Consider the following 15,872-nt stretch of genomic DNA (forward strand, 5'->3'; position numbering starts at 1 on the left):
CATGACGACCGCCTTGGTCTTTTGATCGAGAGTCGCAATCAAGGCGTTCAGGTGCTCTGCGAGTGCCACGTACCACGCGTCGCAGGATGTTCGCCGTTTCCACAGACATAAGAGATGCGGCCAGCCCTGTTCAGGCGCCCGCGCCGCCGTCGACTGGCACGATCGCGCCGGTCACCATGGAGGCTCGGTCGCTGAGCAGCCACGCAGCTACCTCGGCTACCTCGCGGGGCTCGGCCATCCGGCCGAGCGGGGTCGATGTGTTGATGCGCTCGATGATGCCGGGGGTCGCTGCCTCCCACGCGTCGATCATCTCCGTCGCGGTGCCGCCGGGCGTGATGCCGTTCACCCGGATGCCATCGGGCGCCCAGGTCACGGCGGCCGTCTCGGTGATGCTGTTGAGCGCGCGCTTCATGGCGCCGTATGCGGGGAGGGCGGGGTTCGCGCGGCGGCTGCCGATGCTCGAGGTGTTCACGATCACCCCGCCACCGTTCCGTCGCATGAGCGCGGCCTCGGCGGTCATTGCGGTCCAGTGTGCGCGGAAGTTCACCTCGAACTGCTCGTCGATATCCTCCTCACTCGTGGTGTCGATCGGGCCGGGCTGCTGCTGTATGGCCGCGCCGTTGTTGAAGGCGCCGTCGAGCCGGCCGTGCACCTCCTCGACGCGGCCGAGAGCCGCGCGGATGCTCGCACGGTCGGCGAGGTTCATGGTGACGGCGTCGGCGACGCCGTCGTCGGCGCGGATCTCGGTGACGATGCCCTCAAGGGCGTCGGTGTTACGGGCGGCGATCACGACGGCGGCGCCTTCCCGCGCGAAGAGCCGGGCCGCGGCTGCGCCGATGCCGCGGCTGGCGCCAGTAATGAACACGACCTTGCCAGTGAGCAGGCCGACGGGTGCGATGTCAATGTTGTTGGTCATGATGACAGTGTCAGGCCGCCTCCAGGCCGGATGCAGGTACAGGCAGTACCAGGATCCGCCGCCGCGCAGCGTGCACACTTGGCGTATGGACAAGCAGGAGCTTGGGGCGTTCCTCCGCAGCCGTCGCGAGCGGCTCCGGCCGGAGGCCGTCAGCCTTCCGTCGGGCTCGCGACGCCGGACCCCAGGTCTTCGCCGTGAGGAGGTCGCGGTCCTCGCGCACATCTCCACCGAGTACTACGTCCGGCTCGAACAGGCCAGGGCGCCACGTCCGTCGGGTGAGGTCCTCACCGGGATCGCGGACGCGCTGCGGCTCACGGACGCCGAGTCCGATCACCTCCACGTCCTGGCGGGCACCGCGCCGACCCGTAACAGGCTGCATCGGCGCGACGTTCGCCCCAGCATCCTCGCCCTCCTCGAGCGGCTGCCGCAGACGGCCGCTTTCGTAATGTCCGCTGCCTTCGAGGTGCTCACGTGGAACCACCTCGCGGCCGCGCTCATGGAAGACTTCGCCCGGCTCGCCCCAGAAGACCGCAACCTCGCACGCCGCGCGTTCCTCGGCCCGGCGGGCGCCGATGCGACCCTGTACGGGGTCTCCGACATGGCAGAGTTCCGCCATCACGTCGTCATGGAGCTCCGATCCACGCTCGCCCGATACCCGTCCGACCCTGCAGTAGCCGGCCTCGTCGACGAACTCCGCCACGGCAGCCCCGAGTTCGCCCGGCTCTGGGACCGGCACGACGTGCAGGCGGCGCCAATGCTCACAAAGACGTTCCAGCACCCGGTCGTCGGGCAGATCACCGTCGACTGCGACACGCTCGCGCTCACCGACCGCGACCAACACGTCGTGCTCTACAGCGCGCCGCCAGGATCCCATAGCGCCGAGGCTCTCGCTCTTCTGAATGTCCTTGGAACCGACAGCTTCAACGCAAGCGGAACACTCTGACGAGGCCAGACACGGTGCGCAACCCCTGCCGAGATCGACAGCGGCAGCAGGCTGGGGCGGCGGGCAACGCTGGTATCGAGAAGCGATCCCAGAAGCAGAGCAGCTGTACGAGACATACTTGCAGGAGCGCAGGAAGGAGCTGGAACGATGAGTGGGTACCGCAAGTGGCGCGATACTGACCACCTTGACCGCGCCGTTGAGACCGCCGGCGGTCCGGGAGCTTTCGACGACGAGGTCCGGAGGCTGCGTGACCAGACCCGTGGCTGGCGACTCGCCGAACTGCGCAAGCGTCGGGGTCTGACTCAAGGCCAGGTTGCCCGCCGGATGAGCAGCTCTGTCTCCCGTGTCTCCCAAATTGAGAAGGGCGACGTCTCCACTCGCGACGTCATGGACCGCTACGTCGCCGCCCTCGGCGGAACCCTCAACCTCGTCGCCGACTTCGGCGACGAACAACTCAAGGTTGGTTGACCGCCACCGCGTCCACCAAGCAATCGCTCTCCGCCCGATCTTCTGATGGCATGTGCCTCAGCCCAACACGGAACGCAGCTGATGAGAGTACGCTCGATCTCGCTCATCGGCGTCTAGACACTGCCGCACAACCCCGTGTCGTTCGCGGGAAAGACGTGCCTCCTGCGCGTCAGCGATCAACGCTCAAGCGCACTCTCATGTTTGCGGGCGTATCGCGGAGTGTGTAGGCGTGGGGCGGCGGATGGATTACCGTCGACTACAAGGAGCGAAGCGTCCGAGATCGGGAGCGCTGTGCGCTACGACGACTGGGGTGTACGGTCTTCGAGTGTCCGAGAGGGGGCCTTGGACTTTGCCCCCTGACGATGGCGCGGAACACGGCAACCTGACCTGCGATCTCCGACTGAACCAGATCTCAGCTATCGACCGGCATAAAGTCGCTTCATGTCTACGAGTTCAACGTCATCACGGTCGGCCGCACTCTGACGCAGTTCCTCGGTGAATCCGAACCGAGAGAACAGGATCAGGCGAGGCGGTGACTCGTACTGATCGGAGGGGACGAGTTCGCGTAGGTGTTCCAGCCGTCTGAGCTCTCTGTCGCCTACGGCGCTCGTCGTGCTCTTCGCCTCGCCAATGGCCAGCACGACATTGCTCTGGGTCGGCCGTCGCCTGCTGACGACAACATCCAGCTCGTGGCCCTGCCGATGCTGCGAACAGGCAATTGTTGCGGACTGCACCGTGCTGGGCCGACCGCCCAAGGTCTCCGGTTCGGCATGCCACAGGCACCACTGTCGCGATAGCTCTTCGAAATGCGGACCGTAGATCTTCGAGTTAACGGTATCGATGTTGTCTTCCCACACCCGCGCACCGCCTCCACCGACAAGATCAGCCTCGTTTGGAGCAATGAGCAGCTGATGCAAGCGAAGAATCGGCTCAACGATCCGATAGACCGGACGGCGCTGCCGGAACGCGTCATCGACACGCTCGATCAGCTGAGTCTGCTCGAGCAGCGCCAACGGGTGAGCAAGCGCGTTGTCCGTTCGACCCAGGACTCCGGCGATCTCACTGCGTCGATACGCTCCCTGGGCGATCGCGCTGAGTACTGAGTAATACAGACCCAGATCTGTCAGGCTCGGCTCTTCATGCAGCAGGACCGCGCCCTCTCGGTAGATCGCCCGGTCGGGATTGAACAGCCCGCGCACTACCCATTCCGCGAAGTCGGCAACTTCATTTGGCAAGATGCCGCACATGGAGCGGTAGGCAGGCGTTCCCCCGACCAGCGCATGGATCCGAAACGCGAGATCAGGATCATCGGCGACGCCCCAGAACGCCGCCGCATCGCGGAATCCAAACGGTTGGATCACGATCTCGTAGTCGGCACGGCCACGCAACGGCGCCGGGCCAGCCAGCAATCCTCGCATCACGTGCAGCGCGCTACCACACAAAATCAGCCGGGTACCGGCCTGGGCGCTACGCTGGCTAGAGGGTTCCAACGCGATCTGCACGATGGACGGAAGAGCCGGCTCAGACTCCATGAGATACGGAAACTCGTCCAACACGATGAGCGTTGGCTCAGACCGCCGCTGGCCCAGGTCGAGAAGGGCACCGATAGCCTGCTCCCAGTCCTCGAACGCCGGCACCGGCCCACCTGCATATTGAGCGTACGCCCTGGCAAGCCTACGTAGGTTCATAGCCCCTGCCTGAGGCAGGCCCGTGAAGATCAGCCCGCCCGTCGCCTGAACCAGCAGGTCCAGCAGGAACGTCTTACCCTGCCGGCGACGCCCGTAGACAAGCCCGAGCCGCGCACTGGTCTCCGGCGAGCTGACAAACTCGACCAGCGACCGCCAGGGACGATCACGGTCATGAAGGCGGGAGGGCTTGGATAGGTCCACACACAGAATGATAACTCAACTTGTAACAAGTCGACTTGGCATTACGTGGAGGACGGTAGCCCCACCGATAGGCTCGGTCGACGAGGGAGAACGAATGCCGAGAGAGCACGTATCTATGACCGTGCGTCGTCATCGATCTAGGAGAGCCCACCTCAGCGCCTCCTCGGCGGCCGAACAGGCCATGTGATTCTCGTCCTGTCGGTAGACGCGGCCGATCAAGCGGACGGACCGGTTCTTGACGAGCCGGGCTGCCGCACCCCTGGCGCCCTCACCACTTCGTCGGACGAGCCGGTTCTCACCCTGACAGCGCTGATCCCGTGCTAATCCTGCCCCGGCCGCCTGCACCAGTATGGATGGCCACGATCGGGACGGGCGCGTTCACCACCAACGCGAGGCTCGCCTCGCGAGGCCGCTGGCAACGCACTACGCAACCGTACAACTGTTTGAGTGTCCGAGGAGGGACTCGGCGCTATATCCCCCACACACCATCCTCGATCTATCGACCGCGCGGCTGTGTTGACCGTGGGCTAAGAACGCGGTCGATCGATTCGCATTGCGCCTTGGGCATGCGCGGCTGGCGTCTGTCTCAACCTGTGCGTGACCGCCTCGAACAGTCCCGGCAATTCCGCAGGAATCGCCAGCGAACACATCTCCGCGAGCGGAACCCAATGCGCTGCGTCGATTTCATCGATCTGCGTCTCAAGGACCGTGGTGCGCGGCCGGGCAGCGTAGACGAAGTCGATGTGCTGGTGGACCCCGATCAGAGCGTCGGAGACGTCCGCAACGATGATCGTGAACGGATTGGAGACCGTACGCACGGCCGGATGCTCGTAAGTAGGGTCACTGACGATGTCGATCTCAATGCCGACCTCTTCGCGTACCTCGCGCCTAGCGGCTTGCTCGGGATCTTCGTTGGGTTCGATATGTCCGCCGGGGTATAGCCACAGCCCAGACTTGCGATGCTGCACCAGCAGCGCGCGGTCCTGGTCATCAACTACGGCCACGGACGCGGTGAAGTGGCGGATCACGGTTCTCGCTCTCAACTCAACGATCGCGGCCAGGACAACGATCCGACGCAGGTCAGAACCCTGCTGAGTGTCCGAGGGGGACTTATCCGTTTAGGCACACCGATGGCGCCCTTCTCGAACTGGCCTGACCTGCGATTTCTAACTTGCGTTCATGTTGGACGCCTGGAACGTCGCGAGCGAATTGACCCAGTCCTCTCCGGTCACGTGGCCGGAACAGTCCACGGATCGAAGATCTCGGCTCCGGTCGGCTCAAAATCGGCGATGTTTCGCGTCACCACCGTCATGCCATGTACCAGCGCTGTCGCCGCGATCAGCGCGTCGCGCACCGGCCTCGGGTCAGGGACATGAAGGTGCGCACCACGCCGAGCCACCTTGGTATCAACCGGCAGGACCCGATCCTCAAAGGCAGGCAGCACATGATCATCGAGCCACGCACGAAGAACCGCTCCCTGTGCGGCATCGCGTCGCTCGACAAGGAGGACCCCGATCTCCAACTCCTGGATCGTGATGGCCGAGACGAACAGACTGGCGGCCGGCACCTGCGCCGCCCAAGCGGTCACGTTCTTGTCGGCCTTGCCCGCCCTGGCATTACGCAGTTCGGAGACGACGTTGGTGTCGAGCAGAAACATCAGCCCAGATCCGCCGGCCGTGCAAGATCCCGCATTGGCGGAACCTCCAGCTCGACATCCTCCACACCTGGCGGCAATCCGAGCAGGTCCACAATACTGCCCCCACCGCCGCTGAGCCGCTCATAGTCCTCGAACGTCAACAACACATGAGCAGGACGCCCACGATCAGTGATGAACACCGGACCCCGGTGAGCCGCAGCCTTGGCCCTACCCGTGTCCTGATTAAACTCACGACTGGAAAACGTCGACACAGACATGCTAACCCCTCCCCTTTTCTCTATGTAGATATGTTACTACATCGAAGGCGAAGGTCGAAACGTGGCGGAACCCGCCCACCCAAGCTCATCCGCACCGCCCATCCTCGACCTCAGCTGACCTGCAGTGGACAGCCAGGATCGCGCCGCGTAGGTCCATGCCCGACTGGTTGGCCTTGGAGGGATTCGCACTCGTAGCCGTGCAACATTCAGATCCCTACCCGCAAGGTTCGGCTATGTCGAGGACGGCGAATCTAGACTCTGTGCGTTGATCGCGTCTTTACTCCATCGGCATGTCACGGCAGATGCCACGCGGGTCACTGCAACTCCGTCCAGGGCCGGAGCTTGTCGGGGTTTGTCACCGCCCAGATGTGCTTGATCCGGTCGCCTGCGAGGTCGAAGGCGATCACGATCCCAATGACGCCGTCGTGCTGAACCACCAGACCGGGTTGCCCGTTGACCGTGCGCTCCAGGATCGTCCGGTCGGGGGCCCTACCGGCGGCGCTGACCAGGTTGCGCGCCACCTGCATGCTGCCGTGGATCGGACGGCGGGCCGCACCCGGGAGGCCCCCGCCGTCGGCGATCGCCGTTGCGTCGGGGTCGAGCAGGCTGACGAGCGTGCGGATGTCCTTGGCTTCCCATGCCTGCTTGAAGTCCCGGACGATGCTGGCCTGCTGGGCTGCCGGGATCGCAGGCGTCTGTGATGCGCTGATCCGGCGCCGGGCGGAGGAGGCGAGCTGGCGGCAGGCCCCTGGCGTCCGGTCGACGATCTCAGCCACCTCGGCGAAGGTGTAGCGGAAGACGTCATGGAGGACGAGGGCGACGCGCTCGGCCGATGTCATCGAATCGAGCATGACGAGGAAGGCCATGGTGACCGACTCGTCCTGGATAACCCGGTCGGCCAGATCGCTCGTAACATCACCCGACGCGCTCAGCCACTCCGTACGATCGGGAAGCGGCTCCGGGAGCCACTCACCCACATAGCGCTCCCGCCGGACCCGTGCCGAGCCGAGCAGGTTCAGGCAGATGCGGCTGACGACCGTCGTCAGCCAGGCCCCGTGGGATTCGATGGCCTCCTGCTGCTCCCGGGACATAGCAAACCAGCGGGCATAGGTCTCCTGCACGGCGTCCTCCGCCTCGGCCAAGGAGCCCAGCAACCGGTAGGCGAGGTTAACCAGTCGACGCCGCTCGCTCATGACCGCGCTCAGGCCCGGGTCGGTCCGGCCGCGTCCGGACTCGGGTCGTGCGCTCATAGGCCTCTAGCCTCCCTAGGTCGCATCTGCCCCCGCAGTCCCATGAGTCAAGCACCGAACAGTGTGGCCGGCACGCCGCCTCACATTCCGCGGCACTGAGTTGTCATACAGCTGAGAACGTATACCACTCCCCCGCGCGACGGGGACCGCTACGTCGCAAGGAGAACCTCATGAACCCGGCCTTGTGGATCGTCGCAGGCCCCGGGCGGCCAAGTTCCTTGAGCCATCGAACGGTCTCACCCATGAGAGCCATGCCCAGAGCCCCTGAGCCTTTTCCGATCTTACGAATGACCAATCAGACCCACCTTGAAAGGTAGGACAGACCATGAAGGCAGTGCGTTACCACGCCTACGGCGACAGCGACGTCCTCGTCTACGAGGACGTGACCCGGCCGGTAGCAGCGCCCGGCCAGGTGCTGGTGCGGGTGGCCGGCACCTCGTTCAACTCGACTGACGCCGCGATACGCGCGGGCCTGCTGCAGGACACGCTCCCGCTCGCCTTTCCGCACGTTCCCAACCCTGACGTGTCCGGCGTCATCGCTGAGGTGGGCGAGGGCGTGACCGGCTGGAGCGTCGGGGACGCGGTGATCGCCCTCCTGCCGGCGGATGCGCCCGGCGCTGCCGCCGAGTACGTCGCCGCGCCCGCCGAGGTGCTGGCTTCCGCTCCCCGCACCGTCGAGCTGGCCGACGCCTCCGCCCTGCCGTGGGCCGGGCTGACAGCGTGGCAGTCGGTGTATGAGCACGCCGACCTGAAGTCCGGGCAAAACGTGCTGATCAACGGCGCCGGCGGGGCGGTTGGCGGTTACGCCGTCCAACTTGCGGCGCGGGCCGGCGCTACTGTGACCGCGACCGCCAGCACCCGAAGTCGCGACCGCATCCGCTCCTACGGCGCCGATCAGATCGTCGACTACACGACTACCCCCGTCCCCCGGGCCGTGGCCGGACGGCACTTCGACGTAGTGCTGAACATGACGCCCACCAGCCCAGAGGCGACCGCCCAACTGGTGGACCTGGTCGCCGACGGCGGCGCCTTCCTCAGCATCACTACTCCCGGGCCAGACGACGCCGGGCGCGGGGTGCGGACGGTTCACGTGTTCGTACGCAGCGACGCCGGCCATCTGGCCCAACTAGTCGCCCGTGTCGACGACGGAGCCCTGGCGGCCGATGTGGCCGAGCGGCTGCCCCTGGCTGAACTGGCCGAGGTCCACGCCAGTTACGCCGCCCAACTCGCCGAGATGGTCAGGCTGGTCGCCAGGGCCGACGGAACACTGGCAGCTCGGGCGACCGAGCGGGCTGCGGTCTCCGATGAGTCCCCCGCCAGATGGCTGACCGGCAAGACCGTCCTGATCCCCTGACTTGAGCGGCGCACCGGCTGTGAGCGCGGCTACCGGTGAGTGCAGGACAGACCCGTGTTCGTCCCTCAGCGCCCGATTCTAGGCCAGCCATACCCACGCACGGTGACCTGCCCAGACTCCATCATCTGGCTGCTGCATCGTGTACTGCCGCGGCGCTCGATCATGGCAACGACAGACTGCCATGACGGCGATTACGCGGTCTTGCCGTACGCGTCGTGGTAGTTCCACCACCCGTACGGTGGGGTCTGCGGATAGCCCTCAGGCGAGTCCTCCCACTCCTCCTGGCGGCCGAGCGCCGTGATATCCAGGTAACTCCAGGTGCTTCCCATCGCCTCGTCGCCCCGGCTGTCGACGAAGTAGGTGCGGTAGATCCGCTCGCCGTCGCGGATGAAGGCGTTGGTGCCGTGCCACTCGTCCACGCCGAAGTCTTTGTCAAAGTCGTCGGTGATCGTGTACCACGGGATCAGCCCCCACCCCATGCGCTCCTTCAGGCCCTGGATCTCGGCCTGGGGGGCTCGCGAAACGAACGCGAGCGTCGTGTCCCGCGCGTTCAGGTGGGCGGGGTGCGCGACCTGGTCGGCGACAAATGAGCAGCCCACGCAGGCCCGCTCCGGGTACGCACCGTCCCCGTCTGGGTACGTGGTGACATCCGGCGCGTAGAAGGCGCGGTAGACGATCAGCTGGCGGCGACCCTCGAACAGGTCGAGAAGGCTCAACGGGCCACCCGAGCCGTCGAAGCGGTACTCCTTCTCCACCGCCATCCACGGCATCCGGCGACGCTTGGCGGCCAGCGCATCGCGGGCACGGGTCAGCTTCTTCTCCTCGACCAGCAGCTCCTCACGGGCGGCAACCCAATCCTGTGGTGACACGATCGGCGGAATCTTCATCGTGGCCCGTCCTCCTTCAGGTACTCATCGACAAGGTCGAACAGCGCCCCACGGGACGCGCTTACAATCCATCCAATCCGCCGCTTCGCTCAACGCGCTGGGCAAGATCGAGCTGGTGAGCCTAGCCTTCGATCGTACGCCGCAGGACGTCACGTTCCGAGGCCTGCGGAGTACCCGCGGGTCGACTTGTCCACCTAGACGTGCCCACTCCGCCGTCCTTTCGCCCTGCTAGCACGGTGTCGTGTGCCGCGAGTGTGGAGGTGAGTCCCGCCGACATGCCTCCTCGGCCTGGGAAAACAGGTTGGTTTAACCACCAGCCCATTTCGTCTCGCAGCGTGAGGCGATTCAGGTGGCGGGTGTATTGATCCAGTCGTTATTCCAGATGGTCTTGCATCAGGGCTGGATGTCGCGTCGGGGGTGTAGCACACGCCACACGTCAACATGGTCCTCGCGCTCGACATAGAAGACCAGATAAGGGAAACGAGCCAGCGGCCAGGTACGCAGCCCAGGAATATCGAGCTCATGGGAATAGAGCGGCGACCCCATCCCGGGACGACGACCAACGTGTGCATAGGCGTCCTGCAACGCGTCCACCAGATCAAGCGCAGCCTGCTGCGCATGCTCCTTCACGTAATACGTGACGGCATCGTCCACATCCCGGTCAGCTTGCTCACGCGGGATGACCGGCTTCGGGCTCACTCCTGTGCATGCCCACGGACGCGCTCACGCAATGCGTCAAAGTACGCCGCATCCGCTGGACCAGACGGAGCAGACGCCGCACCCTCCAACACCAGGTTCCGCAGAACCTGGCGATCCCGATCCCGACGGATCAGCTCACGCATGTACTCACTGCTCGTGCCATATCCCTTCTCCGCGACCTGCTCGTCCACAAAGGCCCGGAGCTGATCCGGCAGCGAGATGTTCATCGTCCCCATGATCTAAGACTAGGAACCGATGACAAAAATTGCCAAACACCACGCGCAGCTCACGACGCAATTCAGACGGAGAATGCCGTAGCCTCAGCACCCCGTCCGGTTCCATGCCGTATCCGCTGGCAGGTCCCTCGCAAGGCCGTCCCGCACAACGAAACGGGGTCTTCGGCTGGTGTCCGAGGGGGGACTTGAACCCCCACCCCCTTGACGGGGACTAGCACCTCAAGCTAGCGCGTCTGCCTATTCCGCCACCCGGACGTGGTGTGTGACGCCTGCGCGTCACCGGCCGAGTAACTGTACCAAACTTTCACGGCTGTCTGTCCAACCGCGGTCCTGGTCAGCCACTCGGCGTAGGCTCCGGAGCACCGTCCTCGGCGCTCGTCGTCCTGAGTACAAGATACCGTGCCCGCGCCTGGAAAACCTCTCGCATCTCCTCGGTCACGTCTTCCAGGAACTCTTCCCGGTAGGTGGCGTCGGTGAGGATGGATATCGCGTAATACAGACCAGTGATGGCGGCCATCCCTCCGGCCACGCGCAGCAGGGCCTCTGTGATCAAGATCTCGTGGCCGAACAGCTCCAGACGGTGCGACCACATGCCGTCGGTGACCGCCCACGCGACTCGTACCTCCTCTCCCACGGCCAACGCACCGAACGCGACGAAGAACAGGCCCACACCGACACTCACGACGAACACCTGCAGCCCTTGACTCACCACGAGCGTCAGCCCGACGTTGACCCGCTGGCGGCGGCTCAGCACGGGAGCGTCTCCGCGGACCTCGGCCTCCAGCTGCCGCACCTGTCCGGGCACCCGCAGCACCAGGAAGAGCCCGCCGAGCCCGACGAACATGCCGGCCACCACCCACACGAACGAACGTGGCATCGTGGAGAACACCTGCCACATCTCCGCGTTCAGGAAGAGCACCAGGGAGAAGATCAGCAACAGCGGCAACGCCCGTACAAGACGAGCCAATGAGTCGGCCAACTCGTCTGCGATCCGCGTCAGCGCCCAGAACATCGTGGCAATCAGTCCGTACCCCACCACCAGGTAGACCAGCCCCAGCAGCAGCGCGTTACCGATGATCAGCCCGGCGACCTGGCGCAGCTGCCCACCGAAGATCAACGGAAGCAGCGCCGGGATGAACACGAATGCCCCCAGCTCCGGCCGGCCGATGCGCTCCGGAAGCGTCCAGAAGCCCCTGCCGAGTATCCGGTTGAGAACCCCGAACGCGGCGATCAGGACGGCCAGGCCGCCGAGCGCCGCCGCGATGTTGACCAGGATGGGCCAGTCCAGCTCGATGGCGCCGACCATCTCGGCGATGAACACCAGCGCCAGGAACGGCGCGGCCCGATTGAAGATGTCGTCCGACGCCGAGTAATCCTCGATGAAAAGCGGCAGCCCACTGCGGCGGAACGTCCGCTCATAGCCGGCCAGCTCTTCCTGGGTCTCGTCATGCCATTTCGCCACGGTCGGACACTACCTCCCCCGTCGTGCGGAACTCGCCCCGTCAGGTCATGTTCGCCGAGATGCCCCAGGATCCCTCGAAGATCCCGCCGGGCTTGAGCACCTGCAGGCCGTCGCCGGTGTTGAACGCGTCGACGGCCGACGTCATCGGCTCGATAGCCAGGGACCGTCGGATACCCTCCTCCGCGCTGACGACGTCGGCGGTGTACAGCAGGACGAACGGCCACGCCTCGTCCTGCCACAACGAGATCCGCCATCCGTCGGGGCGCACCACAACGCTCCGGGTCCGCCCGGACTCATCCCATGCCAGGTCGGTGTACAGCCCCAGACGTCCATCGCCGACGACACGCGCCTCGCGGAAGTCCGTCTCAGGACTCACCGGCGCGCGCTCGGTCATCACGCCGTGTGCACCGGTCACAACCGTAGAGCCGGGCACTGTCACCGACACGTCGTCGACCTTGGCGTCACCGAGGTGAAGGTACGGGTGCGCCCCGGCCGCGAACGGAGCCTCGTCGTCGCTGAGGTTCTCGACGCGCAGCCACGCGGTCAGCCCGTCGTCACCCAGCGACCAACGCGTGCGCACACGCAGCGTCCACGGATACCCCGGCCGGGCCGGCTGCACCGTGGCCAGCTCGATCGACGCCTCGTCCCGCGACACGACCGTGAACGGCAGCCACCGCAGCAGACCGTGGATCGCGGTGGACGTGCCCGGATCCACGGGAAGGTGGTGCTCCTCGCCGTCGAACACGTACCGGCCCTCGCGGATACGGTTGGGCCACGGCACCAGCCACTGGCCACGGGCGTTCGGGCAAACCGTCCCCGGCGGGTACCCCGCCACCAGGTCCACGCCCGCTGACGAGTACGTGCGCACGCCGCCGCCCTGCTCGACGATCACTGCTTGCTGTCCACCGTGACGGAGCACGTGCTCCCCCGCGCCACCTACATCGTTGAGATCGATCACGGGCTTACCTTATGGGACGACGCCCGTCCGGCCGCGCGGTGCCGCAGCACGCATCTTGGACGAGCGAGCGAGCCTCGCTACCAGCGGGCGGTGCGAGCATGGCACGCTTGTGCCGATGAGCCGGCTCAAGCATCGCACCGATGGCGACGGGTGGGTTGAGTGTGACTGCGGACAGCGTCACTGGGGCATCTACGGCTCAGCCGGGCTGATGCTCGTCGACCCGGTACGCGGCGTGCTGCTGCAGCATCGCGCCCACTGGAGCCATCACGGCGGCACCTGGGGCGTGCCCGGCGGCGCCCGTGCGTCCGGCGAAGGACCGCTCGACGGCGCCGTCCGGGAGGCACACGAGGAGGCCGCCATACCACCCGGCCTCGTGCGACCCAGTCACGCCTGGGTGGAGGACCACGGCCCCTGGTCCTACACCACGATCGTCGCGACGGCCGACGGCCCCGTGGACGCGTATGCTTCCGACCCGGAGAGTCTCGCGATCTCCTGGATGCCGATCGACGACGTCGCCGGCCTGCCGCTTCTGCCGGCGTTCGGGACGTTGTGGCCATCGATCCGCGAGCAGGCGTTCCGCCGGCTGGTGCTGGTCGTCGACGCGGCCAACGTCGTCGGTTCACGACCGGACGGATGGTGGCACGACCGTGCCGGCGCCACTGCCAAGCTGCGAAACAACCTCACTGGTGCCGGGCCGCTGCCCGCTGCCGACCTGCATCTTCCCGCCACCTCCTGGTGGCCTCAGATCCATCTCGTCGTCGAAGGCGACGCCCGCGCCGTCGACGAAGCGCCCGCCGACCACGCGCTGCCCGACGACGACGGTACAGACGTCTCGACGCAGACACACCAGCAGCTGAGTTCGATGCGCCGAAGCGTGACGATCGAGCGGGCACCCGGCAGCGGCGACGACACGATCGTCGATGTCACGGCCGGCGCCGTGGGCCAGCGCCCGGACGACCATGTCGTCGTCGTGACGGCGGACCGTGAGCTCAGACGCCGGGTTGAGGAGGTCGGCGCCACGACCATCGGTCCGGGTACACTGCAGCGCGTGCTGGACGCCTGAGGGTTCGTGGCCTCACGTTTCGCTGACGGCGTTCATGGCCGGCCCAAGCGTAACGACAGGCCACGAACCCCTCAGCACTGGCGAGACCTTCGCCGTCGAGGTACGTCTCGAGCGGAACCTACGCGGACTTGCGGGACTTGGCCTGCTCCACGCTCTGGCGCAGCGCCTCCATCAGGTCCACGACCTTGCCTTCTTCAGGCTCCTCCGCGGGCGCCTCCACCTCGACGCCATCCGTCTTCGCCGCGATGACCTCCAGCAACGCTTTGCGGTACTCGTCGGTGTACTCCTCCGAATCGAAGTCACCGGACAAGGTCTCGATGTAGGACTCGGCCATCGCCATCTCCTGCTCGCGCACCTTGACGTCCTCGTCCAGGAACCCGAACTCGGGGCGACGGATCTCGTCCGGCCAGAGCATGGTCTGCACAACGAGGACGCCCTCGTGCGAACGGAGCACCGCCAGCCGTTCCCGGTTCCGCAGGGCCACCTTCACCACACCCACCCGGCCGGACTCCTCCAGCGCGTCGCGCAGCAGCGCATACGGCTTCGTGTCACCCGTCGGCTCGACGTAGTAGGCGCGCGAGAGCGCCGTGGGGTCGATCTGGGCGAACGGAACGAACCCCAGCACCTCCACCGCCCTGTTCGACGCCACCGGCAGATCCGCGAGATCGTCGCTGCTCAGGATCACCATCTCGCCGTCAGGCATCTCATATCCCTTGGCGATGTCCGCATAGGCGACCTCCTCGCCGTCCTTTTCGCAGACCCGGCGGTACCGGATGCGGCCGCCGTCGGCGGCGTGGACTTGCCGGAAGCTGACGTCCTTCTCCTCGGTGGCCGACACGAGCCGCACCGGAATCGACACCAGCCCGAAGGAGATCGAGCCTTTCCATACCGTCTGCATCCGAGTCCCCGTCCCTTACCGATCGATACCTGTGATGATGCCGTCAAATATCTCGCTTCGCCAGTAAGACCATTCTCGGCACCCGAACTCATCGGCGCGCCTACACGGTTGCGTCGCTTTTTCATGACAGCCTGATAAAGAATCGAGGAGGTCGTCGATGAACCCGCTCACCAGCCAATGTGCGGAATGTGGCCGCGACGCCGAGTTCGACCCGGTTCCCGACGCGATGCCCACCGAATACATCTGCCGCCGCTGCGCCGCCGCCTACCTGGTCGATTCCGCGTCCATCGGTGACGCGCCACCACTGCACGCCGTCGCCTGACGCTTACTCGCCGCCCATACCCTGAACCGGAGCCGCTCTCCGCGGTCTCCTGCTGTGCGCCGCGCCCACGGCGCCGGGCTAAGCACCTTCGCCGACCACGAGACCAACTGAAAGCCGGACAAGGGCCGGGGAACTTCTTCGACCGATCTTCGGCCGGCGGCAGACCTACGCAACCAGTACCCCACGCCGCCCGCCGGCCGCGTGAGAGGGAGAAGAAGTCCCCCGGCCCACCCAGACGACCCCAGACGTCTCGGCCCGGAAGGCGATGGCACGCAAACCAGGTCAGCGCAGCGCATAGCAGGCGACGGCGGTAGCCGCGGCGACGTTCAGCGAATCCACCCCACCTTCCATCGGGATTCGCACTCGTCTGTCCGCCGACCTCATCCATCGTGGCGTCAGGCCTTCACCCTCGGTGCCCACGAGCAGCGCCAGCCGCTCCGGCGGTATCGCCTCAGCCAGGTCCACGGCGTCATCCGCGGGTGTCAGCGCCCACACCTCGAACCCGGCGGCGTGGATAGCCGTAGGGCCGTTGTACCAGTCATCGACGCGTGTGAACGGCACCGAGAAGACGGTGCCCATAGACACCTTCACGGCCCGGCGGTAGAGCGGGTCG

Annotated in this window: 17 protein-coding genes, 1 tRNA gene and 1 pseudogene; 5 read left to right on the forward strand and 14 right to left on the reverse strand. The window is 65.9% G+C overall.

All coding sequences use genetic code 11. From position 1 onward, the window contains the following. Positions 1-130 precede the first annotated feature (130 nt). On the reverse strand, positions 131-916 hold the full coding sequence (locus ELR45_RS01700; RefSeq protein WP_129662908.1) for an SDR family NAD(P)-dependent oxidoreductase: 786 nt from the start codon (positions 914-916) through the stop codon (positions 131-133). 85 nt (positions 917-1,001) lie between these two features. Here ELR45_RS01700 and ELR45_RS01705 point away from each other — a divergent pair, with 85 nt between their 5' ends. Then, positions 1,002-1,859 (forward strand): helix-turn-helix transcriptional regulator, encoded by an 858-nt coding sequence (locus ELR45_RS01705; RefSeq protein ID WP_129662910.1) that lies wholly within the window; start codon positions 1,002-1,004, stop codon positions 1,857-1,859. A 147-nt stretch (positions 1,860-2,006) separates the two neighbouring features. After that, on the forward strand, positions 2,007-2,327 hold the full coding sequence (locus tag ELR45_RS01715; RefSeq protein ID WP_129662912.1) for a helix-turn-helix domain-containing protein: 321 nt from the start codon (positions 2,007-2,009) through the stop codon (positions 2,325-2,327). A 416-nt stretch (positions 2,328-2,743) separates the two neighbouring features. Here the strand turns inward: ELR45_RS01715 and ELR45_RS01720 are convergent, their stop codons facing one another. The 5 genes from ELR45_RS01720 to sigJ form a co-directional block, all read right to left on the reverse strand. After that, positions 2,744-3,829, reverse strand: coding sequence for an AAA family ATPase (locus ELR45_RS01720; protein WP_205855687.1), 1,086 nt, complete (start codon positions 3,827-3,829; stop codon positions 2,744-2,746). Positions 3,830-4,743: 914 nt separating this feature from the next. Next, positions 4,744-5,244 carry an NUDIX hydrolase gene (locus ELR45_RS01725; protein ID WP_129662916.1) on the reverse strand — a complete coding sequence of 167 codons (501 nt, stop codon included), beginning with the start codon at positions 5,242-5,244 and terminating at the stop codon, positions 4,744-4,746. Between the two features lie 200 nt (positions 5,245-5,444). Continuing rightward, positions 5,445-5,873 carry a type II toxin-antitoxin system VapC family toxin gene (locus ELR45_RS01730; RefSeq protein ID WP_129662918.1) on the reverse strand — a complete coding sequence of 143 codons (429 nt, stop codon included), beginning with the start codon at positions 5,871-5,873 and terminating at the stop codon, positions 5,445-5,447. Next, on the reverse strand, positions 5,873-6,130 hold the full coding sequence (locus ELR45_RS01735) for a type II toxin-antitoxin system Phd/YefM family antitoxin (protein WP_129662921.1): 258 nt from the start codon (positions 6,128-6,130) through the stop codon (positions 5,873-5,875). The genes ELR45_RS01730 and ELR45_RS01735 overlap by 1 nt, the downstream gene beginning before the upstream one ends. A 314-nt stretch (positions 6,131-6,444) precedes the next feature. Beyond that, on the reverse strand, positions 6,445-7,380 hold the full coding sequence (gene sigJ / locus ELR45_RS01740; RefSeq protein WP_129662923.1) for an RNA polymerase sigma factor SigJ: 936 nt from the start codon (positions 7,378-7,380) through the stop codon (positions 6,445-6,447). Between the two features lie 325 nt (positions 7,381-7,705). Here sigJ and ELR45_RS01745 point away from each other — a divergent pair, with 325 nt between their 5' ends. After that, the gene (locus ELR45_RS01745; RefSeq protein ID WP_129662925.1) at positions 7,706-8,734 is read left to right on the forward strand and encodes an NADP-dependent oxidoreductase; all 1,029 of its coding nucleotides are present in this window, start codon (positions 7,706-7,708) and stop codon (positions 8,732-8,734) included. Between the two features lie 191 nt (positions 8,735-8,925). On the opposite strand, the gene ELR45_RS01750 is transcribed toward ELR45_RS01745, so the two are convergent. The 6 genes from ELR45_RS01750 to ELR45_RS01775 form a co-directional block, all read right to left on the reverse strand. Next, positions 8,926-9,621 carry a DUF899 domain-containing protein gene (locus ELR45_RS01750; protein ID WP_129662927.1) on the reverse strand — a complete coding sequence of 232 codons (696 nt, stop codon included), beginning with the start codon at positions 9,619-9,621 and terminating at the stop codon, positions 8,926-8,928. A 393-nt stretch (positions 9,622-10,014) separates the two neighbouring features. After that, the gene (locus ELR45_RS01755; protein WP_129662929.1) at positions 10,015-10,320 is read right to left on the reverse strand and encodes a type II toxin-antitoxin system RelE/ParE family toxin; all 306 of its coding nucleotides are present in this window, start codon (positions 10,318-10,320) and stop codon (positions 10,015-10,017) included. After that, positions 10,317-10,556, reverse strand: coding sequence for a type II toxin-antitoxin system ParD family antitoxin (locus ELR45_RS01760; RefSeq protein ID WP_129662931.1), 240 nt, complete (start codon positions 10,554-10,556; stop codon positions 10,317-10,319). Before ELR45_RS01760 ends, ELR45_RS01755 begins: the two co-directional genes overlap by 4 nt. 167 nt (positions 10,557-10,723) lie before the next feature. Beyond that, a tRNA-Leu gene (locus ELR45_RS01765) sits at positions 10,724-10,811 on the reverse strand. 79 nt (positions 10,812-10,890) lie between these two features. Next, positions 10,891-12,018, reverse strand: a complete 1,128-nt coding sequence (locus tag ELR45_RS01770) for a hypothetical protein (RefSeq protein WP_129662933.1) — start codon at positions 12,016-12,018, stop codon at positions 10,891-10,893. Between the two features lie 40 nt (positions 12,019-12,058). After that, positions 12,059-12,976 (reverse strand): aldose epimerase family protein, encoded by a 918-nt coding sequence (locus ELR45_RS01775; RefSeq protein WP_129662935.1) that lies wholly within the window; start codon positions 12,974-12,976, stop codon positions 12,059-12,061. 115 nt (positions 12,977-13,091) lie between these two features. Between ELR45_RS01775 and ELR45_RS01780 the strand changes: the two genes are divergently transcribed. After that, the gene (locus ELR45_RS01780) at positions 13,092-14,039 is read left to right on the forward strand and encodes an NUDIX hydrolase (RefSeq protein WP_129662937.1); all 948 of its coding nucleotides are present in this window, start codon (positions 13,092-13,094) and stop codon (positions 14,037-14,039) included. A 127-nt stretch (positions 14,040-14,166) separates the two neighbouring features. Here the strand turns inward: ELR45_RS01780 and ku are convergent. Next, a pseudogene (gene ku, locus ELR45_RS01785) lies at positions 14,167-14,937 on the reverse strand (non-homologous end joining protein Ku); the annotation flags it as partial. 157 nt (positions 14,938-15,094) lie between these two features. On the opposite strand from ku, the gene ELR45_RS34370 reads away from it, so the two are divergent. Next, positions 15,095-15,259: a hypothetical protein gene (locus tag ELR45_RS34370; RefSeq protein ID WP_165367384.1), complete on the forward strand. Its 165-nt coding sequence runs from the start codon at positions 15,095-15,097 to the stop codon at positions 15,257-15,259. 282 nt (positions 15,260-15,541) lie between these two features. Here the strand turns inward: ELR45_RS34370 and ELR45_RS36460 are convergent. Further along, on the reverse strand, positions 15,542-15,872 hold a 331-nt coding region (locus ELR45_RS36460; protein ID WP_240759053.1), incomplete at its 5' end, for a TrmH family RNA methyltransferase.

The organism is Phytoactinopolyspora endophytica (assembly GCF_004138495.1).
Classification (GTDB): Bacteria; Actinomycetota; Actinomycetes; order Jiangellales; family Jiangellaceae; genus Phytoactinopolyspora; species Phytoactinopolyspora endophytica.